This window comes from Pseudomonas sp. UBA6310, from assembly GCF_002438225.1.
GTDB lineage: Bacteria > Pseudomonadota > Gammaproteobacteria > Pseudomonadales > Pseudomonadaceae > Pseudomonas_O > Pseudomonas_O kuykendallii.
Window position 1 is genome coordinate 19,478 of the sequence record NZ_DJTK01000043.1, and the last position, 20,922, is coordinate 40,399.

General features: G+C 67.5%; 24 protein-coding genes. 8 read left to right on the forward strand and 16 right to left on the reverse strand.

From position 1 onward, the window contains the following. Nucleotides 1-10 precede the first annotated feature (10 nt). On the forward strand, nucleotides 11-334 hold the full coding sequence (locus B3E91_RS09765) for a tetratricopeptide repeat protein (RefSeq protein WP_287029254.1): 324 nt from the start codon (nucleotides 11-13) through the stop codon (nucleotides 332-334). Between the two features lie 12 nt (nucleotides 335-346). Here the strand turns inward: B3E91_RS09765 and B3E91_RS09770 are convergent, their stop codons facing one another. From B3E91_RS09770 to B3E91_RS09785, 4 genes are all read right to left on the reverse strand, one after another. Next, nucleotides 347-1,000, reverse strand: a complete 654-nt coding sequence (locus B3E91_RS09770; RefSeq protein ID WP_273233654.1) for a 7-cyano-7-deazaguanine/7-aminomethyl-7-deazaguanine transporter — start codon at nucleotides 998-1,000, stop codon at nucleotides 347-349. Between the two features lie 114 nt (nucleotides 1,001-1,114). Further along, complete coding sequence (locus tag B3E91_RS09775) at nucleotides 1,115-1,390, reverse strand: PilZ domain-containing protein (protein WP_287029255.1); 276 nt, start codon at nucleotides 1,388-1,390, stop codon at nucleotides 1,115-1,117. Between the two features lie 70 nt (nucleotides 1,391-1,460). Next, nucleotides 1,461-2,348, reverse strand: a complete 888-nt coding sequence (locus B3E91_RS09780; RefSeq protein WP_273233652.1) for a lysophospholipid acyltransferase — start codon at nucleotides 2,346-2,348, stop codon at nucleotides 1,461-1,463. 69 nt (nucleotides 2,349-2,417) lie between these two features. Then, nucleotides 2,418-2,972: a DNA-3-methyladenine glycosylase I gene (locus tag B3E91_RS09785; RefSeq protein ID WP_287029256.1), complete on the reverse strand. Its 555-nt coding sequence runs from the start codon at nucleotides 2,970-2,972 to the stop codon at nucleotides 2,418-2,420. Between the two features lie 177 nt (nucleotides 2,973-3,149). Between B3E91_RS09785 and glyQ the strand changes: the two genes are divergently transcribed. Further along, nucleotides 3,150-4,097 carry a glycine--tRNA ligase subunit alpha gene (gene glyQ, locus B3E91_RS09790; RefSeq protein WP_287029257.1) on the forward strand — a complete coding sequence of 316 codons (948 nt, stop codon included), beginning with the start codon at nucleotides 3,150-3,152 and terminating at the stop codon, nucleotides 4,095-4,097. Further along, on the forward strand, nucleotides 4,097-6,151 hold the full coding sequence (gene glyS, locus B3E91_RS09795) for a glycine--tRNA ligase subunit beta (protein WP_287029258.1): 2,055 nt from the start codon (nucleotides 4,097-4,099) through the stop codon (nucleotides 6,149-6,151). Before glyQ ends, glyS begins: the two co-directional genes overlap by 1 nt. 123 nt (nucleotides 6,152-6,274) lie before the next feature. Here glyS and B3E91_RS09800 read toward each other — a convergent pair whose 3' ends face one another. Genes B3E91_RS09800 through rsxA form a run of 7 tightly spaced genes read right to left on the reverse strand, consistent with a single transcriptional unit; the run spans nucleotide 6,275 to nucleotide 11,537 of the window. Continuing rightward, on the reverse strand, nucleotides 6,275-6,559 hold the full coding sequence (locus B3E91_RS09800; RefSeq protein ID WP_090231383.1) for an RnfH family protein: 285 nt from the start codon (nucleotides 6,557-6,559) through the stop codon (nucleotides 6,275-6,277). 18 nt (nucleotides 6,560-6,577) lie between these two features. After that, nucleotides 6,578-7,273 carry an electron transport complex subunit E gene (locus B3E91_RS09805; protein WP_414708234.1) on the reverse strand — a complete coding sequence of 232 codons (696 nt, stop codon included), beginning with the start codon at nucleotides 7,271-7,273 and terminating at the stop codon, nucleotides 6,578-6,580. Beyond that, nucleotides 7,264-7,896 (reverse strand): electron transport complex subunit RsxG, encoded by a 633-nt coding sequence (gene rsxG, locus B3E91_RS09810; RefSeq protein ID WP_287029260.1) that lies wholly within the window; start codon nucleotides 7,894-7,896, stop codon nucleotides 7,264-7,266. Before rsxG ends, B3E91_RS09805 begins: the two co-directional genes overlap by 10 nt. Beyond that, nucleotides 7,893-8,969 (reverse strand): RnfABCDGE type electron transport complex subunit D, encoded by a 1,077-nt coding sequence (locus tag B3E91_RS09815; RefSeq protein WP_287029261.1) that lies wholly within the window; start codon nucleotides 8,967-8,969, stop codon nucleotides 7,893-7,895. Before B3E91_RS09815 ends, rsxG begins: the two co-directional genes overlap by 4 nt. Further along, nucleotides 8,966-10,405 carry an electron transport complex subunit RsxC gene (rsxC, locus tag B3E91_RS09820; protein WP_287029262.1) on the reverse strand — a complete coding sequence of 480 codons (1,440 nt, stop codon included), beginning with the start codon at nucleotides 10,403-10,405 and terminating at the stop codon, nucleotides 8,966-8,968. The genes B3E91_RS09815 and rsxC overlap by 4 nt, the downstream gene beginning before the upstream one ends. Before the next feature lie 2 nt (nucleotides 10,406-10,407). Further along, nucleotides 10,408-10,944 (reverse strand): RnfABCDGE type electron transport complex subunit B, encoded by a 537-nt coding sequence (locus B3E91_RS09825; protein WP_287029263.1) that lies wholly within the window; start codon nucleotides 10,942-10,944, stop codon nucleotides 10,408-10,410. Nucleotides 10,945-10,955: 11 nt separating this feature from the next. After that, entirely contained in the window at nucleotides 10,956-11,537 is a 582-nt protein-coding gene (rsxA, locus tag B3E91_RS09830) for an electron transport complex subunit RsxA (RefSeq protein ID WP_273233644.1), read from the reverse strand. A 285-nt stretch (nucleotides 11,538-11,822) separates the two neighbouring features. On the opposite strand from rsxA, the gene nifL reads away from it, so the two are divergent. Both nifL and nifA read left to right on the forward strand, forming a co-directional pair. Continuing rightward, the gene (nifL, locus tag B3E91_RS09835) at nucleotides 11,823-13,367 is read left to right on the forward strand and encodes a nitrogen fixation negative regulator NifL (RefSeq protein WP_287029265.1); all 1,545 of its coding nucleotides are present in this window, start codon (nucleotides 11,823-11,825) and stop codon (nucleotides 13,365-13,367) included. After that, nucleotides 13,360-14,907: a nif-specific transcriptional activator NifA gene (gene nifA / locus B3E91_RS09840; protein WP_090231391.1), complete on the forward strand. Its 1,548-nt coding sequence runs from the start codon at nucleotides 13,360-13,362 to the stop codon at nucleotides 14,905-14,907. Before nifL ends, nifA begins: the two co-directional genes overlap by 8 nt. A 69-nt stretch (nucleotides 14,908-14,976) precedes the next feature. Here nifA and cowN read toward each other — a convergent pair whose 3' ends face one another. Then, nucleotides 14,977-15,282 carry a N(2)-fixation sustaining protein CowN gene (cowN, locus tag B3E91_RS09845; protein ID WP_090231392.1) on the reverse strand — a complete coding sequence of 102 codons (306 nt, stop codon included), beginning with the start codon at nucleotides 15,280-15,282 and terminating at the stop codon, nucleotides 14,977-14,979. 82 nt (nucleotides 15,283-15,364) lie between these two features. Further along, complete coding sequence (locus tag B3E91_RS09850; RefSeq protein ID WP_287029267.1) at nucleotides 15,365-16,069, reverse strand: Crp/Fnr family transcriptional regulator; 705 nt, start codon at nucleotides 16,067-16,069, stop codon at nucleotides 15,365-15,367. Nucleotides 16,070-16,412: 343 nt separating this feature from the next. Between B3E91_RS09850 and nifB the strand changes: the two genes are divergently transcribed. The 3 genes from nifB to B3E91_RS09865 are packed head-to-tail and all read left to right on the forward strand — an operon-like array spanning nucleotide 16,413 to nucleotide 18,643. Continuing rightward, nucleotides 16,413-17,900 (forward strand): nitrogenase cofactor biosynthesis protein NifB, encoded by a 1,488-nt coding sequence (gene nifB / locus B3E91_RS09855; protein ID WP_287029269.1) that lies wholly within the window; start codon nucleotides 16,413-16,415, stop codon nucleotides 17,898-17,900. A 60-nt stretch (nucleotides 17,901-17,960) separates the two neighbouring features. Further along, entirely contained in the window at nucleotides 17,961-18,242 is a 282-nt protein-coding gene (locus tag B3E91_RS09860) for a 4Fe-4S binding protein (RefSeq protein WP_273233640.1), read from the forward strand. After that, complete coding sequence (locus tag B3E91_RS09865; protein WP_287029272.1) at nucleotides 18,239-18,643, forward strand: ArsC/Spx/MgsR family protein; 405 nt, start codon at nucleotides 18,239-18,241, stop codon at nucleotides 18,641-18,643. Before B3E91_RS09860 ends, B3E91_RS09865 begins: the two co-directional genes overlap by 4 nt. 366 nt (nucleotides 18,644-19,009) lie before the next feature. Here the strand turns inward: B3E91_RS09865 and B3E91_RS09870 are convergent, their stop codons facing one another. Genes B3E91_RS09870 through B3E91_RS09880 form a run of 3 tightly spaced genes read right to left on the reverse strand, consistent with a single transcriptional unit; the run spans nucleotide 19,010 to nucleotide 20,903 of the window. After that, on the reverse strand, nucleotides 19,010-19,567 hold the full coding sequence (locus B3E91_RS09870; RefSeq protein WP_287029274.1) for a nitrogen fixation protein NifQ: 558 nt from the start codon (nucleotides 19,565-19,567) through the stop codon (nucleotides 19,010-19,012). Between the two features lie 38 nt (nucleotides 19,568-19,605). Continuing rightward, on the reverse strand, nucleotides 19,606-20,028 hold the full coding sequence (locus B3E91_RS09875; protein WP_287029277.1) for a hemerythrin family protein: 423 nt from the start codon (nucleotides 20,026-20,028) through the stop codon (nucleotides 19,606-19,608). Continuing rightward, nucleotides 20,025-20,903, reverse strand: coding sequence for an SIR2 family protein (locus B3E91_RS09880; protein ID WP_287029279.1), 879 nt, complete (start codon nucleotides 20,901-20,903; stop codon nucleotides 20,025-20,027). The genes B3E91_RS09875 and B3E91_RS09880 overlap by 4 nt, the downstream gene beginning before the upstream one ends. Nucleotides 20,904-20,922 lie beyond the last annotated feature (19 nt).

A 20,922-nucleotide genomic window follows, 5' to 3' on the forward strand; every position in this document is an offset into this window, starting at 1 on the left:
CGGAGGGCGCATGCTCGAATCGCTGGAAAAGATGCTCGCCAGGGGCGTCGACAATTCGCTGCTGCGCTTCGGCCTCGGCAAGGGCTACCTGGACGCCGGCGACTTCCCGCGCGCCGCCGGGCACCTGCGCCGCTGCGTCGAGCTGGATGCCACCTATTCCGCGGCCTGGAAGCTGCTCGGCAAGGCGCTGTTGCAGGCCGGAGATCCAGCGGCCGCACGCGAGGCCTGGGGCCAGGGCCTGCAAGCCGCGCAGGCGCGCGGCGACAAGCAGGCGGAGAAGGAGATGACGGTGTTCCTGCGCAAGCTGGACAAGCCGTCGCCCGCGCAGCGCTGAGGTGCTAGCGGATCAGGACGACAGCGCCGGACTGCGCGGCAGCTGGCGCACGATCCAGTTCAGCAGAATCCCGTAGAGCGGCACGAAGAGGATCAGGCTGACTGTCAGCTTGATCGCGTAGTCGACGCTGGCGATCTCCACCCAGTTCGCCGCCATGAACGGGTCGCTGCTGTGCCAGAAGGCGATGGAGAAGAACACGAAGGTGTCCAGCAGGTTGCCGAGGATGGTCGAGGCGGTCGGCGCGATCCACCACTGGCGCATGCGCCGCAGGCGGTCGAACACCTGGATGTCGAGCAATTGGCCGAAGGCGTAGGCGAGGAAGCTGGCCAGGGCGATGCGGAAGACGAACAGGTTGAACTCGCCCAGCGCGGCGAAGCCGCCGAAGGCGCCATCGTGGAACAGCACCGAGACGATGTAGGAGGCGACCAGCGCCGGCAGCATCACCTTGGCGATCACCCGCCGCGCCGGTTCCTTGCCGAGCAGACGCACGGTGAGGTCGGTGGCCAGGAAGATGAACGGGAAGCTGAACGCGCCCCAGGTGGTGTGCCAGCCGAACAGCGAGATCGGCAGCTGCACCAGGTAATTGCTGGCGATGATGATGAGGATGTGGAAAGCGATCAGACCGGCCAGCGTCGCGCGGCGGGCCGATGAGGAAAACGTCGGCATCTTGCGTCCTTTTTGGAGTGATGGGGTGAGGGAACCCATTTCAGCGGCCGGCATTCTAGCCGCAGTGTCGCCTGCTGGTAAGCGTTTTCGTCGGCTCGGCGGCGAGCGGCGCGCCTAGCCGGCCTCCTCGTCGAGGATGAAGCGCACGCCGACGCCTTCGCCCTCCGTACGCATCACCTGCATCCTCAGCACCGGCGCCTCGATCGGCAGGTCCTGCACCTGGCCGCTGATCAGCGTGCCGATGGCGAGCCCGGCCAGTTGCGGGTGACGGATGAAGACGCCGCCGTCGGAGAGGTCGCGGGTCTGCGCGATGAGCTCGCCGAAGCTCTCATGGCTGATCTTGATTCTGCACTTGAGCGGGATGCGCGGATGACGACGCTGGTTGGACATGAGCAGCTTCCTCGGCATGGTGGCCACTTAATACCGTAGTTCGCCCGTCACGCCCAGCCCGCAGGGCGCTTCAGTACCAGCGGGCTTCCCCTTCCGGGCGCTTCTTGAAGCGCTTCATCGTCCACATGTACTGGCTGGGGTAGGTGCGCACGTAGTTGCCGATGGTCTCGCTCATGGACGCCACCGCCGCCTCGACGTCCTCGCCGTACATGGCCTCCGGCGCCGCTTCGATGATTACCCGATAACCGGAGCCGTCTTCCAGGCGCAACGCGTGGAGGAACACGCCCAGGGATTTCTTGTGGTCGAGCATGCCGGGGACGAACTTGCTGGTCAGCGCCCGCGTGCCGAGGAAGGGCACGAAGAAGCCGGCGGAAAGCGACGGCTCGGGGTCGGCGGGAATCCCTACGGCGCCGCCGCGGCGGACTTCCTTGATCACGCTGAGGATGCCTTCGCGGGTCGATGGCGCAACGCGATTGCCCATCTGCACGCGCTGGCGTTGCAGCAGGTCGTCGACCGCCTTGAGCTTCGGCGGGCGGTAGAAGATGATCGGTTTGCACTGCGCGCAGTAGAAATGATTGAGCACTTCCCAGTTGCCCAGGTGGCTGGTGATGCCGACCACGCCCTTGCCCGAGGCGAGTGCCTGCTGCAGCACCTCGAGCCCCTGGACTTCCCGCACCAGCGCCAGCGACTTGCTCGCCGGCCAGATCCACGCGCAGGCGCTTTCGGTGAGGGTCTTGCCGATGTCGATCAGGCTTCGGCGCAGGAGCTTTTCCAGCGCATCGGCGTCCAGTTCCGGGAAGCACTTGCTCAGGTTGGTCCGCGCCACTTCGCGCGTATCGGTGGGCAGGCGCCACATCAGCCAGCCGATGAATGCGCCGAGCCCCTGCACCACGCGCCAGGGCAGCAGCGCGAACAGGCGCAGGAAGCCTACGACCAACGCGCCTTTGAACTTCTCCACAACGGTCTCCGATTTTCAAAGGCCCGCATTGTACCCGTCTCGCCCACGCCTTTCAGCGCTACGGAGGTATCAGTTCATTGACAGAGCGCTATGACGATCGCATTCGAGGGTGTGGTCCATCACCATTCCGGTGGCTTGCATGTACGCGTAGCAGATGGTCGGGCCGATGAAGGTGAAGCCGAGTTTCCTGAGCGCCTTGCTCATCGCTTCGGCTTGCGCGGTCACCGCCGGCACGTCGCCGCGCCCGTCGAAGCGGTTGATCCTCGGTTGGCCGCCAACGAACGACCAGAGCAGCGTCACCGGGTCCTCGAGCTTCAGCCAGGCCTGCGCATTCCGGCGCGCGGCCTGCAGTTTGAGCCGGTTGCGGATGATGCCGGGGTCCTGCATGCGCTCCTCGATCTCCTCGTCGGTCATCCGCGCCAGGCGCTCGGCATCGAAACCGAACAGCACCTCACGGTAGCGCTCGCGCTTCTTCAGCACGGTTATCCACGACAGTCCCGCCTGGAAACCTTCGAGCAGCAGCATCTCGAACAGCCGCTGCGGATCGCGCTGCGGCACACCCCATTCCTCGTCGTGGTAGGCAATGTAGAGGGGATCGTCGGTGCACCAGAAGCAGCGCGGCATGGGCGTGGACCTGAGGGGGAAGGGCTGGACACTATAGCCAGGATACTGGTTAAAAAAACAGGTATCGAGTGGCGATTCGCGCGTCGACGACCGACGTCGGGCTGCGCGCCCTGCGGGATGGCCGCGGCTTCGGTATACTCCCCGGTTTTTCGTCGCAGCCTCAACGGGTGATCTTTCTTGAGCCAGACCAAGCCCTCCGTGCGCACCTTCCAGGATCTGATTCTCGCCCTCCAGCAGTACTGGGCCGAGCAGGGCTGCGTGGTGATGCAGCCCTACGACATGGAAGTGGGCGCCGGCACCTTCCACACCGCCACGTTCCTGCGCGCCATCGGCCCGGAAACCTGGAACGCCGCCTACGTGCAGCCTTCCCGGCGTCCGGCCGACGGCCGCTATGGCGAGAACCCCAACCGCCTGCAGCACTACTACCAGTTCCAGGTGGTGCTCAAACCCAATCCGGAAAACTTCCAGGAGCTTTACCTCGGCTCGCTGAAGCGCATCGGCCTCGACCCGCTGGTGCATGACATCCGTTTCGTCGAGGACAACTGGGAATCGCCAACCCTCGGCGCCTGGGGTCTTGGCTGGGAGATCTGGCTGAACGGCATGGAAGTCACCCAGTTCACCTATTTCCAGCAGGTCGGCGGCATCGAGTGCTACCCGGTGACCGGCGAGATCACCTACGGCCTGGAACGCCTGGCCATGTACCTGCAGGGCGTCGACTCGGTCTACGACCTGGTCTGGACCGACGGTCCGTTCGGCACCGTGACCTACGGCGACGTGTTCCACCAGAACGAGGTGGAGCAGTCCACCTACAACTTCGAGCACGCCAACGTCGACAAGCTGTTCGAGCTCTTCGATTTCTACGAGTCCGAGGCCAACCGCCTGATCGAGCTGGAGCTGCCGCTGCCGACCTACGAGATGGTCCTGAAGGCGTCGCACACCTTCAACCTGCTCGACGCCCGCCGCGCCATCTCGGTGACCGCGCGCCAGCAGTACATCCTGCGCGTTCGCGCACTCGCCCGCGCCGTGGCGCAGAGCTACCTGCAGGCCCGCGCGCGCCTCGGCTTCCCGATGGCCACTCCCGAATTGCGTGACGAAGTACTGGCCAAGCTGAAGGAGGCCGAATAATGACCGCCAAGGATTTTCTGGTTGAACTGGGCACCGAAGAGCTGCCGCCGAAAGCGCTGAAGAGCCTCGGCGATGCCTTCCTCGCCGGCATCGAAAAAGGCCTCAAGGGCGCCGGCCTCGGCTACGCTTCCGCGCGCGTCTACGCCGCGCCGCGGCGCCTCGCGGTGCTGGTCGAGCAGTTGGACAGCCAGCAGCCGGACCGCAGCGTCAACCTCGACGGCCCGCCGATCCAGGCCGCCTTCGACGCCGAAGGCAACCCCACCGCCGCGGCCCTGGGCTTCGCCAAGAAATGCGGCGTCGACCTCGCCGAGGTCGACCGCAGCGGCGCCAAGCTGAAGTTCAGCCGCAGCATCCCCGGCCAGCCCGCCATCGGCCTGCTGCCGGGCCTCGTCGAGACCTCGCTGAACGACCTGCCGATTCCCAAGCGCATGCGCTGGGCGGCGCGCAAGGAAGAGTTCGTGCGCCCAACGCAATGGCTGGTGATGCTCTTCGGCGACGACGTGATCGACTGCGAGATCCTCGCCCAGACCGCCGGCCGCGAGAGCCGCGGCCACCGTTTCCATCACCCCGACGCGGTGACCATCGCCAGTCCGGCCGCTTACGCCGAAACCCTGCGCGGCGCCCACGTGATCGCCGACTTCGCCGAGCGCCGGGCGCTGATCGCCGCCCGCGTCGCCGAACTGGCCGCGGCCGAGCAGGGCAGCGCGATCGTGCCGCCGGCGCTGCTCGACGAGGTCGCCGCGCTGGTCGAATGGCCGGTGCCGCTGGTCTGTTCGTTCGAGGAACGCTTCCTCGCCGTGCCGCAGGAAGCGCTGATCTCCACCATGCAGGACAACCAGAAGTACTTCTGCCTGCTGGACGCCCACGGCAAGCTGCTGCCGCGCTTCATCACGGTGGCCAACATCGACAGCCTGGACGCGACGCAGATCGTCTCCGGCAACGAGAAGGTGGTGCGTCCGCGCCTCACCGACGCCGAGTTCTTCTTCAAGCAGGACAAGAAGCAGCCGCTGGAAAGCTTCAACGAGCGGCTGAAGAAGGTGGTCTTCCAGGCCCAGCTCGGCACCGTCTACGACAAGGCCGTGCGCGTCTCGAAACTGGCGGCGTTCATCGCCGAACGGGTCGGCGGCGATGCGCGCAACGCCGCGCGTGCCGGCCTGCTGAGCAAGTGCGACCTGGCCACCGAGATGGTCGGCGAGTTCCCCGAGATGCAGGGCATCGCCGGTTACTACTACGCGCTCAACGGCGGCGAGCCGGAAGACGTGGCGCTGGCGCTGAACGAGCAGTACATGCCGCGCGGCGCCGGCGCCGAGCTGCCGACCACCCTGACCGGCGCCGCCGTGGCGGTGGCCGACAAGCTCGACACCCTGGTCGGCATCTTCGGCATCGGCATGCTGCCCACCGGCAGCAAGGACCCCTATGCCCTGCGTCGCGCCGCCCTCGGCGTGCTGCGCATCCTCATCGAGAAGGGCCTGGACCTGGACCTGAACGAGACCGTCGCCTTCGCCATCCGCCAGTTCGGCGGCCAGGTGAAAGCCAACGGTCTGGCCACCCAGGTGCTGGATTTCGTCTTCGACCGCCTGCGTGCGCGCTACGAGGACGAAGGCGTGGACGTCGCCGCCTACCAGGCAGTGCGCGCGCTGCAGCCGGGCTCGCCGCTGGACTTCGACCAGCGCGTGCAGGCGGTTCAGCTGTTCCGCCGCCTGCCGGAAGCCGCTGCCCTGGCCGCCGCCAACAAGCGCGTGTCGAACCTGCTCGGCAAGTTCGACGGCACGCTGTCGGCCGGTGTCCAGGCGCACTACTTCGACAACCCCGCCGAGTTCTCCCTGTACGCCGCGATGCAGCAGGCCGACCAGGCGGTCCGGCCGATGGCGGCGGCGCGGCAGTACAGCGAGGCGCTGGCGCGCCTGGCGGCACTGCGCCAACCGGTGGATGCATTCTTCGAAGCGGTGCTGGTGAACGCCGAGGACGCCTCGGTTCGCGCCAACCGCTACGCGCTGCTGGCGCAGTTGCGCGGGCTGTTCCTCGGCGTGGCGGACATTTCGCTGCTGGGGTGAGGAAGGGGGGATGCCGCCACGCGGCTGACCCCTGCTGCGCGCCGAAGCCGGCGGAAACGCCGGCTGCTAAGGCATGCGGTGGCGAACGCGGTTCAGGGGACGGCTACACCCGTCCCGCCGGCCTCAATCGTCATCGTCGTCGTCATCGTCCATCTTGCGCCGCGGCACCAGTTTGGGGTCGACCAGGATGGCACGGTAGATCTCCACGCGGTCGCCCGGCTGCAGCGGGGCTTCCAGCTTCACCAGCTTGCCGTAGATGCCGACCTTGCTCTTCGCCAGGTCCAGCGCCGGGAAGCGCTTGAGCACCCCCGAACGCTCGATGGCGTCGCGCACGCAGCAGTCCTCCGGCACGTCCAGTTCCAGCCAGGCCTGATTATTGGCCTCGGCATAAGCAACGACGATCTGCATGTTCTTGCTCCCTGAAAGTCAGTGGCAGCCACCGCCGAGCGCGGCGGCGGGTGCGGCCTGGACGCCCTGGCGTGCCTGCTGGCGCTGATCGATCCAGCGCTTGAGCGCGAGCAGGAAGCCCAGCGCGAAGAACGCGCCCGGCGGCAGGATCATCAGCAGGAAGCCCTTGTAGTCGGGGATCACCCGGGTCTCGAGGAAGGCGAACGACGAGCCGAGCAGCAGGTGCGCGTCGGCGAACAGCGTGCCGTTGCCGATCAGTTCGCGGATCGCGCCGATCAGGGTCAGCGCGAAGGTGAAGCCCAGGCCCATGAACAGACCGTCGAGGGTCGAGGCGAACACGCCGTTCTTCGAGGCGAAGGCTTCCGAACGGCCAAGCACCGCGCAGTTGGCGACGATCAGCGCGATGTACAGGCCGAGCACCTGGTACAGCGCGTGGGCCCAGGCGTTCATCATCATGTCCAGCAGTGTCACCAGGGTGGCGATGATGACGATGAACACCGGAATGCGGATGGCCTCGGTCACCGCCTGGCGAATCATCGACACCAGCAGGTTGGCGCAGACCAGCACCAGCGTCGTGCACAGGCCCATGCCCAGGCCGTTGGTCGCCGAGCCGGTGACCGCCATGGTCGGACACATGCCGAGCACCTGGGCGAACACGATGTTGTTGCTCCACAGTCCGTCCTGGGCGATGCGCAGGTAGTTGCTCATTGCGATTCTCCGGCGGCGAGGGTTTCGCCGAACAGTTGCTGGCGATGGCTGGCAAAGAACTCCAGGCCCTCACGGATTTCCTTGACCACCGCGCGCGGGGTGATGGTGGCGCCGGCGAACTGGTCGAAGTCGCCACCGTCCTTCTTCACGGCCCAGCGCTCCAGGGGCGGATTGCCCAGCGAGAGACCCTGGAAGCGGGTGATCCAGGGGTTCTTCTCGACATCGATCTTGTCGCCCAGCCCCGGGGTTTCCTTGTGCTTGAGCACCCGTGCGCCGAGCAGCGCGCCTTCCGGCGAAATGGCCAGCAGCACCTCGATGTCACCGGCATAGCCGCGCCCGTGCACGGCGAAGATCGCCGCCACCGGCTTGCCCTGCAGCGTGGCGCGGTAGACGTCGAGCGGGCCTTCCGGGCCGTCGACCCGCGCGCGGGTCTGCAGCAGGTCGTTGTCGTAACTGCCGTGCGGCAGCACGCGGGACAGATTGTTGCGCAGGTCCTGGGCCTCGGCGGCGAGGATCGGGTCGTGCGTGCGCTGCGCCGCCCAGCCAAGGGCGGCGCAGGTGACCAGGACCACGGCGCCGAGCATCAGGCTCTGGTAGCTGAGGTAGCCGTGCAGACGCTGCCAGTTCATGGCGCCCTCCGGTTGAATGGTTGCAGGGCGGCACCCTGGCGGTTGCGGCCATAGATGCGCGGACGCAGGTAACGGTCGATCAGCGGAGTCGCCGCGTTCATCAGCAACAGGGCGAAGGCCACCGCCTCGGGATAGCTGCCGTAGGTGCGGATCAGGTAGATCAGCACGCCGCAGAGCAGGCCGAAGAGCAGCCGCCCGGCGGCGGACGCCGGGCAGGTCACCGGGTCGGTGACGATGAACCAGAGGGTCAGCATGAAGCCGCCGGAGAGCAGGTGATAGAGCGGGCTGGCGTAGCGCAGCGGATCGATCAGGTACATCACCAGCGCCGGCAGGGCGAGGCCGAGGGTCAGCCCCACGGGCGCCTGCCAGGTGATCACCCGGCGCGCCAGCAGGAAGCAGCCGCCGAGCGCCAGCAGCAGTGCGGAACCCTCGCCCATGCTGCCGGCGCGCTCGCCGAGCAGCGCCTGCAGCGGCCGGTAGATGTCCGCCAGCGCCGCGCTCAATGCGCTACCGCGGCTCAGCTCGGTCTTCACGTGGCCGAGCAGGGTGGCCGAAGCGTAGGCGTCGGTCTGCGCCCCACCGAAGGTGATCTGCAGGGACTCGAGGAAACCCGGCGCCGGCAGGCTGCCCAGCGCGAGCGGCTGCACCCAGCGGGTCATTTCCACCGGGAAGGCGATCAGCAGGATCACGCGTGCCGCCATCGCCGGGTTGAACAGGTTCTGCCCCAGCCCGCCGAACAGCTGCTTGACCAGCCCGATCGCCAGCAGCGCGCCGACCAGCGCCACCCACCAGGGCGCCCACGGCGGCAACGAAAGCGCCAGCAGCCAGCAACTGAGCAGCGCCGAACCATCGCCGAGGGCGCGCAAAGGGCGTTTCTGCAGGCGCAGGCAGAGCGCCTCGATGATCAGCCCGCAGAGGATGCAGGTGAGGAACAGGAACACTGCCGGCCAGCCGTACTGGCTGAAGCCGTAGAGGGTCGCGGGGAGCAGCGCGAGGATCACCTCGAGCATCATTCGCCGCAGGCTGGGCCCGGCGTGGGCGTGTGGCCCGTGGACCACGCTGGTCTCGCTCATTGGCTTTTCTCCGTCTGCGCCATGGCCGCCGCGCGACGCGCCGCCAGCCGCGCCTGTTCGCGGGCGAAGCGGGCCTCGCGCTGCTCGGCGAGCCGGCGCGTGGCGTCCAGCTTGCGTTGCTGGCGGGCCATCGTGGCCAGCTCGTTGCGCGCGTAGTTGAAGTAGTGGGTCAGGGGGATGTTCGACGGGCAGATGTACGAGCAGGCGCCGCAGCCGATGCAGTCCTTCAGGCCGAGGGCCTGCGCACCCTTGAGGTCGCCGTTGCGGATGTAGGCGGCCATCTCCAGCGGCATCAGCCCCTGCGGGCAGCCGCGCACGCAGTTGGCGCAGCGCACGCAGGGCTCCGGCGCGCGCTCGGCGACTTCCGCCGCGGAAAGTGCCAGCACCCCGCTGCAGCCCTTGACCACCGGCACGTCGGCACGCGGCAGTTGCATGCCCATCATCGGCCCGCCCATGACCAGGCGTGCCGGGGTTTGCAGATAGCCACCGGCGCCTTCGACCAGGCGGCTGATGAGGGTGCCGAAGGGCACTTCCCAGTTTCCCGGGTGGGCCATCGCGCCACCGGCCAGGGTGACGATGCGTGACACCAGCGGTTGCCCGTGGCCCAGGGCGCGCGCGACGCTGTAGGCGGTGGCGACGTTGTGCACCAGCACGCCGGCGTCGGCGGCGCGGCCGCCGGCGGGGATTTCGCGGCCGGTCAGCCATTTCACCAGTTGCTTGTCCGAACCCATCGGGTAGCGGCTGGGCACCGACTGCACCTCGACTTCAGTACCGAGCGCGGCCAGGCGCAGCGCGGCGAGGGCTTCGGGCTTGTTGTCCTCGACACCCAGCAGCACCTGGCGCGCCTGCACGGCATGACGGATCAGCCGCGCGCCGGTGATCACCTCGGCGGCGCGCTCGCGCATCAGCAGGTCATCGCTGGTCAGGTAGGGCTCGCACTCGCCGCCGTTGATCACCAGCGTGTCGATGCCGCGGCGCAGGCTCAGCTCCAGCTTCACCGCGGAAGGAAAGGTCGCTCCGCCGAGGCCGACGATACCGGCCTCGCCCACCCGCCGGCAGACGTCTTCCGGCGCCAGGGCGAAGGGATCGGCGGCGACCTCCAGGTCGACCCAGCGGTCGTCGCCGTCGACTTCCAGCACCAGCGTCGGCAGCGGCAACCCGGACGGATGCGGCGCCGGGTATTCGCCGAGCGCGCGCACCAGCCCGGACGTCGGCGCATGCAGCGGCGCGGAGATGTTGCCCTGGCCGGCGGCCAGCAGTTGACCCTTGAGCACGCGCTGGCCGACGCCAACCACCGGCATGGCCATCTCGCCGACGTGCTGCTGCAGCGGGATGAACAACAGTTCGGGCAGCGGAAGTCGACGGATCGGCTGCGCGCTGGACTCTTCCTTGCGACCGGCCGGATGGACCCCGCCGCGCCAACGATTCCATTTCATCCTCATACCTCTCGGGTCGCCAAGGGCCGTTCCCAGCCCCAGGTCAGCAGGCTCGGGGGCACCGGGGTCAGCTGTATCGCCTCGGTGGGGCAGATCGCCTGGCATTTGCCGCAGGCGGTGCAGGCGTCGCCGAACACCTGGTGCAATTGCTTGGCGGCGCCCATCACCGCATCGGTGGGGCAGACCTTGAAGCAGCGGGTGCAGCCGATGCACAAGTGCTCGAGCACCTGTGCCACGCGCGGCACGTCATCGGGCATGTCGGCGAGGTTCATCTCTACGCCGAGGCGCTCGGCCAGCGCCTGGGCCACCGCGCGACCACCGGGCGGACACAGGGTCAGCGGAGCCTCGCCCTTGGCCAACGCCTGTGCGGCGCCGGCACAGCCGATGTAGCCGCACTGGCCGCACTGGCTGCCGGGAAGCATCTTCAGCAGCTCTTCCTCGAGCTCATCGCGCGGCACGCGCAGCAGGCGGTCGGCACCGCCGAGCAGGAAGCCCAGGGCCAGGCCGAGGGCGGTCAGCGGCATTACGGTCATCAGCATGGGAGTGCTCCTTAAAGTCCGCCGAGGCCGGCGAAGCCCATGAACGCCACGGCCAGCAGGCCGGCGCAGACGAAGGCGATCGGCGAGCCGCGGAACAGCGCGGGGGTGTCGGCCAGCGCCAGACGCTCGCGCAGGCCGGCGAACAGCACCATCACCAGGGTGAAGCCGAGCGAAGAGCCGAAGCCGTCGAGCAGCGAGACGGCGAAGCCGGCCTTGCTCGATGCGCTGACCAGCGGAATACCGAGCACCGCGCAGTTGGTGGTGATCAGCGGCAGGTAGATGCCGAGCACCTGGTACAGGCCGGGGCTGACCTTGCGCACCAGCATCTCGGTGAACTGCACGAGCGTGGCGATGATCAGGATGAACGCGAGAATGCGCAGGAACTGCAGCCCCAGCGGCGCCAGCATGAGGTTCTCGACCAGCCAGCAGCAGGCGGCGGCGAGGGTGAGCACGAAGGTGGTCGCCATGCCCATGCCGAGGGCGCTGTCGATCTTGCTCGACACCCCCATGAACGGGCAGAGGCCGAGAAACTTCACCAGGATCACGTTGTTGACCAGGGCGGTCGAGAGCAGCAGTAGCAGATAGTCAGACATGGGGGCACCTCCTTGGCTGTCCCAGCGCAAGCGCCGTGCCAGTCGAAAAAAGTGCGGCAAGCCCCCGTCATCCGCGGCCTGCGCCCAATCGGAGGGCATCGCGGAGCTGTCAGGCTTGGCCCGAAGGGCGGGGCTTTGTCGGGTATGGCACACAGCCCCGGGCGTCTGTATGTAGACCCGGCCGCGCGCCACGCCGCTGCGGCATTGGGGACTGGCGCATATCCCTATCAATGGAACGGTTATTGCTCCTTATCTAGGGTCCTCTCCGTGAGCGAGCGCGCCCGCATGTCCAGATCGACCTCTCTGAACTCCGACCCGTCCTCCGTCCCGAGCGAACCGGGCGATTACGATCAGCTTCCGCCCCAGGTGTTCCGCCAGGCGGTCGAGCAGTCGGCGCTGGCGATCTCCATCACCGACGCCCACGCCCACATCGTCTATGCGAATCCGGCATTCCAGCGCGTCACCGGCTACACCCTGCCGGAGGTGATTGGCCGCAACGAGTCGATCCTCTCCTACCGGGTCACCCCGCCGATCGTCTACGAGAGCATGTGGGCGCAGCTGCTGCGGCAGAAGCCGTGGAACGGCCTGCTGGTGAACCGGCGCAAGGACGGCTCGCGCTACCTCGCCGACCTGACCATCACCCCGGTGCTCGACGAGGAGCAGAACATCACCCATTACCTGGGCATGCACCGCGACGTCACCGAGATGCACCGCCTCGAACGCCAGGTGCGCAACCAGAAGACCCTGATCGAGTCGGTGGTGGACGCTGCGCAGGTGGCGATGGTGCTGCTCGACTCGCGCGAGCGCGTGCTGCTCAGCAACCAGACCTACAAGAAGCTGATCGGCGACCTCGCGCCGGACCCGGCGCAACTGCTGCTTTCCGCGCTCGAGCGCGAGGTGCCGGCGTTCGACCGGGTCAACGCGCTGGCCAGCGGCTTCGCCCCGCTGGAAGTGCGCATCGACCGGCAGGACCGCGAACCGCTGTGGTTCAGCTGCGCCGGCTCGCTCATCGACGAGCAGGACACCAGCGCCGAAGCCTTCTACGAGAACCGCGGCTACCGCTACATGCTGCTGGTCGTGCAGGACATCAGCGAGCTCAAGCGCCAGCAGGACCACATCCGCGCCAGCGGCCTACGGGCCCTGCTCACCGAGCAGGAACGCGTGCGCAGCGTGCGTGAGACGCTGTCCGGGGCGATCTACCAGCTCGGCGGGCCGCTGAACATGATCGCCGCCGCAGCCAAGCTGCTGGAACGCCAGCCGCAGCTCGACCAGCAGGCGCTGAAGAAGATGTTCGATGACGTGCTGCGCGTCGGCGGCATGACCCTGGACAACCTGAACGCGAGCATTCCGGCGCTGGCCCAGGAGCCGCTGCAACCGGTCAACCTCAACGCCATCCTGCAGAACGTGCTGTGGATCCTCACCCCGCGTCTGCTCGGCCTGGGCATCGTCGTGGAGTGGCGTCCGGAGTCGCTGCTGCCCAACGTCAACGGCCTGCCGACCTCGCTGACCATGCTCTTCAAGCAGTTGCTGGACAACGCCATCGAGGGCATCGACGCCAGGCGCCAGGGCTCCCGCGAGATCAGCGTGACGACCCTGGCCCGCGAGGACCATGTCGAAGTTCTGATCGAAGACAGCGGCGCGGGCATCGCCGCCGAGCTGCAGAGCCGCGTGTTCGAGCCGTTCTTCACCACCAAGACGCGCGGCCAGCCGCACATCGGCATGGGCCTGACCATGGCCCAGGACGTTGTGATGCGCCACGAGGGCCTGATCGAGATCGACTCCGCGACCGGCCAGGGCTGCCAGGTAAGGGTGCAGATCCCCTATGTCTGAGTTCAACGAACGTCTCGACCAAGGCACCCTCCAGGCGATCCTCGCCGGCGAGCTGGAAACCCTGTTTCTGGTCAGCCGCGTGCTCTCTCATTCGCTCAACCTGAAGGAAACCCTCAGCTCGGTGCTGCAGGTGCTGCACGAACGCGGCGGCCTGGAGCGCGGCATGGTCTGCCTCGCCCCGCCCGGCGAGGACGGCCTGCTGGTGTATGCCGTGCAGGGCATGCCCGAGCTGACCGTCGGCGGCGTGCGTTACCAGACCGGCGAGGGCATCGTCGGCAGCGTCTTCGTCGAGGGCGCCGGACTGGTCTTGCCGCGCCTGGGCGACGACCCGCGCTTTCTTTCGCGGCTGGGCATCTACGATCCGCAACGCGCCTTCATCGGCATGCCGATCCGCAGCAGCCGGGAGATCATCGGCGTGTTCGCCGCGCAACCGAACACCGTGCACCTGCAGTTGCTCGAGGAGCGCGGGCGCTTCCTCGAGATGGTCGCCAACCTGATCGGCCAGAGCGTGCGCCTGGCCTGGGAAGTGGAAACCGAGAAGCAGGCGCTCAAGGACGAGCGCGACCAGCTGCGCCGAACGGTGCGCGCGCAGTACGGCTTCGACAACATCATCGGCCACTCCTTCGCCATGCGGCACGTGTTCGACCAGGTGCGCCAGGTCTCCAAATGGAACACCACGGTGCTGATCCGCGGCGAGACCGGCACCGGCAAGGAGCTGATCGCCAACGCCATCCACTACAACTCGCCGCGCGCACGCGGGCCGATGATCAAGCTGAACTGCGCGGCGCTGCCGGAGAACCTGCTGGAGTCCGAGCTGTTCGGCCATGAGAAGGGCGCCTTCACCGGCGCCATGACCCAGCGCCAGGGCCGCTTCGAGCAGGCCAACGGCGGCACCCTGTTCCTCGACGAGATCGGCGAAGTGTCCGCGGCGTTCCAGGCCAAGCTGCTGCGCGTGTTGCAGGAAGGCGAACTGGAACGCGTCGGCGGCACCCGCACGCTGAAGGTCGACGTGCGGGTGATCGCCGCGACCCACCGCGACCTGGAAAGCGACGTGGCCAAGGGCAAGTTCCGCGAGGATTTGTACTACCGGCTGAACGTGATGCCGATCGTCATGCCGCCGCTGCGCGAGCGCATGGAGGATATCCCCGACATCGCCCAGTTCCTCATCCAGAAGATCTCCCGCCTGCAGGGCCGCGAGCTGGAACTCACCGACGCCGCCCGGCGGGTGCTGATGCACCACGACTGGCCGGGCAACGTGCGCGAGCTGGAGAACAGCCTGGAGCGCGCCGCGGTGATGTCCAGCGACGGCCTGATCGACCGCGACCAGGTGCTGCTCACCGGGATCAACGAGCAGATCAACGTCGGCCGCAGCGAGCCCGTGGCGCTGGACGACGACAGCCTCGACGAACGTGAGAAGGTGATCGCAGCCCTCGAACAGGCCGGCTGGGTGCAGGCCAAGGCCGCGCGTCTCCTGGGCATGACGCCACGGCAGATCGCCTACCGCATCCAGACACTGAACATCCGCGTGAAGCAGCTGTAAGCCACCTGAAGGGCGCCGCAGCGCCTGCTGGCGATCGCCGCGCGCGGACCGCCAGCAGGCTCGCGCTTCTCAGCAGCAATCGTCCTCGACCCGGTACAGCAGGGTCTGCGCCTCGTCGTCCTGACGCCGCTCGAACAGCTCGTGGATGATGTTCACCTGCGCGTGCAGCAGCAGCCGGGCGTCGTCCTCGGAGCCGTCGCGGTCGCCGAGCTTTTCGCGGAAATAGCGGCACAGCACGCAGTTGCCGTCGTCTTCGGCGATGTGGTGCTGGATGCGCGCGTAGATCAGGCGGATGCAGTGGTCGCAATCGATGTAGGGCAGGTCGCCCTCACCGGCGATGCTGCGGTAGGTGGTCGTGGTGCCGCTGGTGTTCATGCTGCCTCCGGAAATGGGGCCCTCCGTCGCGGGAGAGCGGTCGCTGGAAGGCCATCCTAGGAAGCCGACGCGGCGCGGTCTGTCAGCCAGCCGACAGCGCGTTCTTTTCCTGCGCGCGCCAGCTGCTGTAGCGCCAGCCGCTGCGTTCGCGCAGCAGGTCGGCGCGGTGGATCAGGAAGGTGCCGCCGCCGTCCCGCTCGAGGATGCCCTCACGGGTCAGCCGGGCGATCAGCGACGACAACGTCTGCCGGGTGGTGCCGAGCAACTGGGCGATGTCCTCGGTGTTCAGCGCCAGCGGCAGGCGCCAGCTGCGCGCGTCGACCAGTTCGCCCTTGCGCAGCAGCATGCCGTCGAGAAAGCGCGCCAGGCGCCCCTCGACATCGCGAAAGGCCAGGTCCTCGATGATCTGCATGGCGTTGCCCAGCGACTGCGCCAGCACACGGATCACCACCGGCGCGGCCTCGGGCAGCTCCGCCAGCTTGCCGAGCATGGTCCGCGTCTCCGTCACCAGCACGTCGCACTCGCTGATCGCCTGCAGGTAGGCGCGGCTGTGGGTGCTGTAGATATCGCCGGGCTCGAGGAAGGTCAGCGTCTGCTCCTTGTCCTCGAACGTGAGGAACACGCGAATCCGCCCGCTGCGCAGGATGAACACGCTGTCGCGGATCTCCTGCGGGCCGCCAAGGATCTCGCCCTGCACCAGGCGGCGCACGCGGAAGCCTTCCAGCAGCGCGGCGCGCGAGGGTTCGGAGAGGGCATCGAGCAGGCGTTGGGACTGGTGATCGTTCATCGGCAGGCTCCGGTTCGGCGGTGTCGCGCGAGGCGACCACCCGGCATCCCCAGCAAGGAGCTTGCCGTCGCCGGCCTTCGCGACCAACCGTCGCAGCGGGCCCGCCAGCCGGCGCCCGGGCGGCCTTCGCCCGCGGGCCCGGCGACAGGCCCGACGCCGCGAAGGCGCAGGCCTGTCGCAAACCTCACATTCCTCCCATCGCACGTGGGGCGTTGTTCACACAGATCGCCGAAAGCGCCGGCGCGATTTTCGATATTCGTTTGAAAACAAAGGGTTGTCCTTCGACAGAGGCAACGGCACAGCGCTTGCACTCCGAGCTTCATCTCACCCGGAGGAAGCGTCCATGGACCTGCCCGTTCTGTTCAACGACCCACCGGCGTCTCCTTCGGGCGGCTGCGCGGCCAACTCGTGCGGTTCCAGCGATGACCAGCTCGGTCATCTGCCGGAGGCGATACGCGACAAGGTGTTCAACCACCCGTGCTACTCGGAGGACGCCCACCACTACTTCGCGCGCATGCACGTCGCGGTGGCGCCGGCCTGCAACATCCAGTGCCACTACTGCAACCGCAAGTACGACTGCGCCAACGAATCGCGCCCCGGCGTGGTGTCGGAGGTGCTCAGCCCGGAACAGGCGGTGAAGAAGGTCAAGGCGGTCGCCGCGGCGATCCCACAGATGAGCGTGCTCGGCATCGCCGGGCCGGGTGACCCGCTGGCCAACCCGCAGCGCACCTTCGACACCTTCCGCATGCTCAGCGAGCAAACCCCGGACATCAAACTCTGCGTCTCGACCAACGGCCTGAGCCTGCCGGAGAGCGTCGAGGAGCTGAGCAAGCACAACATCGACCACGTCACCATCACCATCAACTGCGTCGACCCCGAGGTGGGCGCGAAGATCTATCCGTGGATCTTCTGGCAGAACCGCCGCATCCGCGGCATCGAGGCCGCGCGCATCCTCATCGAGCAGCAGCAGCGCGGGCTGGAGATGCTGGTGGAGCGTGGCATCCTGGTGAAGGTCAATTCGGTGCTGATCCCCGGCGTCAACGACGAGCACCTCAAGGAGGTCTCGCGCATCGTCAAGGAGAAGGGCGCCTTCCTGCACAACGTGATGCCGCTGATCGCCGAAGCCGAGCACGGCACCTTCTACGGCCTCACCGGACAGCGCGAACCGACTCATGCCGAACTGCAGGCGCTGCAGGATGCCTGCGCCGGCGACATGAACATGATGCGCCACTGCCGCCAGTGCCGTGCCGATGCGGTCGGCCTGCTCGGCGAGGACCGTGGCGCGGAGTTCACCCTGGACAAGATCGACGCCATGGAAATCGACTACGCCGCGGCGATGGAAACCCGCGCCCGGGTTCACGCCGATATCGCCGAGGAGCTCGCCCAACGCCGCCAGCACGGACCCGCGCCGGTGCCCATCCTGCAAGCGTCCGGGCCGACCGCGCTGATGGCGGTGGCCACCAAGGGCGGCGGCCTGGTCAACGAACACTTCGGCCACGCCCGCGAGTTCCTGATCTACGAAGCGTCCCCCGCTGGCGTGCGTTTCATCGGCCACCGCCGGGTGGAAACGCCCTACTGCGAGGGCGACAGCAGCTGCGGCGAAGGTGAAAGCGCGCTGGCGAAGATCATCGACGCACTGGAAGGCTGCCGCGCGGTGCTTTGCGCCAAGGTCGGCTACGAGCCCTGGAGCGCGCTGGAGAACGCCGGCATCCAGCCCAACGGCGAACACGCCCTGGAACCCATCGAGGAAGCCGTGCTGGCGCTTTACCAGGAGCTGCTCGAGGCCGGCAAGCTGACCGATGACGTCGCCCAGCAGCGGCAGAGCGCCTGACCCGCCACCGATCCAAGAAGGCCCCGGAACAGGGGCCGCCGTTCACCGAGGAGAACCCCGATGGCCCTGGAAATAATCGATAGCTGCGTCAACTGCTGGGCCTGCGTTCCGGTCTGTCCGAACGATGCGATCTACCAGGCCCAGCCACACTTTCTCATCGATGCGGACAAGTGCACCGAATGCGTCGGCGACCACGACGAAGCCCAGTGCGCGAGCATCTGTCCGATCGAGGGCGCGATCCTCGACGAGCTGGGCGATGCGCTGAATCCTCCCGGCTCGCTGACCGGCATCCTGCTGTCGGCCGGCGAGCTTCCTTCCCCGATCCCCCAGGACATCCGATGACCACCCTGCACTTCTATGGAAAGCCCGGCTGCAAAGGCAATCAGCGTCAGCTGGACCAACTCGCCGCGCTGCACGTACCGGTCGAGGTCCACGACCTGCGCGCCGAGGCCTGGACGGCCGAACGTCTGCTGCAGTTCCTCGAGCCGCTGCCGGTGGCCGAATGGTTCAACCCGACCGCCCCGAGGGTCGCTTCCGGCGAGATCCGTCCGCAGGAACTCGGCGCGGAAGAGGCCCTGGAACTGCTGCTCGCCGAACCACTGCTGACCCGCAGGCCGCTGCTGCAACGCGGCGAACGCTTCCTGGTGGGTTTCGAAGCCGGGCAGGTGGACAGCCTGCTGGAGCTGCCGGCGGGTAGCATCGGCAGCGGCCTGGAAGGCTGCGCCTGCGGCAAGCACGGCTGAAATGCCAGCTGTGCGGTGGGCCGCGTAGGGTGGGCTGAAGCCCACCCTACGCGCTGCAACGCGGTGAACGCCTTCTGGTGGGTTTCGAAGCCGGGCAGGTGGACAGCTTGCTGGAGCTGCCGGCGGGTAGCATCGGCAGCGGCCTGGAAGGCTGCGCCTGCGGTAAGCACGGCTGAAATGCCAGCCGTGCGGCGGGCAGGACAAACGGTGGGCTGAAGCCCACCCTAAGCGGCCGTCATTGCTCTGGAATGATCAGGAACCGGACCCGATCGGCACATCGCTTAGCGCCGATGAATCCGCGTTGCCGGACTGATCGCGGGTTGTCGCCCTATGGCCTGCAAGCGGGCCATGAGTCGGACGGACCGCTCAGCTTTCCGGGCCGAAGCACTCGCTGAATTCGATGCAGTCCTGACAGCTCGGCGAGCGGCAGTAACGTCCGGCGCAAAGCAGGCGGTAGAGAAATTTCTTCCACTTCATGTTGAAGCGGTTCTGCTCGGCCAGGGCCGGGAAGTTGCTCGCCAGCAGCGCGCTGAGGTCGTCGCGCGACCAGAGGCCGAGGTCGTACCAGAGGTGATCGCCCCCCAGGCAGCCGTGGGCGAGGATGCTGGCCATCCAGGTTTCACTGGGGTCGTTGCCGGCACGGTGGCTCAACAGCAGTTGCTCCAACGCCTGGCAGTCGTCGCGCCGGTGACTGGCGGCCGCCGGCGCAGTGCCCGGAGCCTGCCCCAGGCCGGGGAAATGCCGCTGCAACAGAACCTCGAAGTCCGCGGGCGCGAGGCCCAGACCGTCTGGCAGGGCGCTGTGGCCGAATCGCTGGCTGGCCAGCATGCGCGCCAGCCAGCGGTCGTTGGGCAGGCCGTGGCTGCTCGCCAGCCAGACCTGTTCGGCATTCAGCAAGGGGCGGCTCAGGTGCAGTGCGCTCATGGGCGACCTCCGGGGAAACGCGACGGAATGGACGGCCTTCAGGCGACCTGCTGTTGCGCTTCCCAGCTTTGCGGACGCTGCAGGTGCAGCGCCAGGCAGGCGTCCAGACTCTGGATGTGTTCGTCGAGGTTGCGCAGCACGCGCTGGTAGAGCGCTTCGCGGCTGCGCCGGCCGTTGGCCTGGCCGAAACTCGCCTGCATGCGTTGCAGCATGTCCAGGGTTTCCTGGTGCTCTTCGCAATGCTCGCGTTGCTTGCCGTAGGCGGTCGCCTGCATGAAGCGCTCTTCCAGGGCGAAGTGTTCGCGAGCCCGCTCGATGATCCGCTCGATCACCTGCGGCGCGGTGTTTTCGCGTTCGGCGAAGGGCAGGGCGCCGAGCAGGCCGAAGAAGGCCTGGCGCGAATTGTCCAGGGCCGGAAGGCCCATGTAGTGCAGGTGCAGCGGGTAGGAAGCGTGGCTCATGGATGTGCTCCGGCGGGATGGCGGACGAGGGGTTCATGATGCGGACTCAAACCGTTCAGGACTTGCTCTGGGGCAAGGTCGAGAACGACGAAGCCGGCGCGTTCGAGAAAACGCCGCTCCTTGGCCGAACACTCCGGCATGCAGGCCCAGCCGGCGGGTTCGCCGGCGCCCCAGACGATGTCGGAGAGCAGCATGCGTTCTGTGTCGCGGTTCAGGCGCAGGCCGATCAGCAAATACTGCATGCCCAGGCGGCGCTGCTTGAGGAACGCCGGCATGCCGAAGCCGCCCATCAGTTCGGTGAGGTAGTCGACGTAGTCGGCGTCCGAGGCGACGTAGAGGGATTCCGGGCGCGCCGCCCCGACCGGTTTGAACAACACCGGCAGGTTGCTATCGAGGGTGTCCTCGGCGACAGCGCGATAACCCTCGCCATCGTGTTGGAACAGCCGGTAGCGGGCGAATTCGCCGCTCAGCCGGGCGATGCCGACCACCAGCAGGTGCGGTCGGGTGGCCCAGAAATCCTGCAGCTGGGTGTCGCGGTTGAAATCGACCACGTAGGGCGGGTCAAGCTCGGCGATCCGCCCATGCAGCGCCGAGGCGCTCCAGGCGTGGTCGCGGTAGGTGGCGTCGAAGAAGCGCACCAGCGCGCTGCGGCCGCGCTTGAGCTCGACGTTCATTGCGGCGCGGGGAAACTCGTACATCAGCTTCTTGGCCATCGGCTGGCCGTTGTTCAGCGCCAGGATCAGGCTCTCGCTGTCGGCCGGAATGGCCTGGCCCTGGGCGTCGACCACGCCATCCAGCGCGGCCGGACCAAGCATCGGCACCAGGGTGCCGGCACGGCGCGCGGCGATCAGTTCTACGGGGAGCTCGGGGGTCATGGCGGGTTCCTCACCGGGT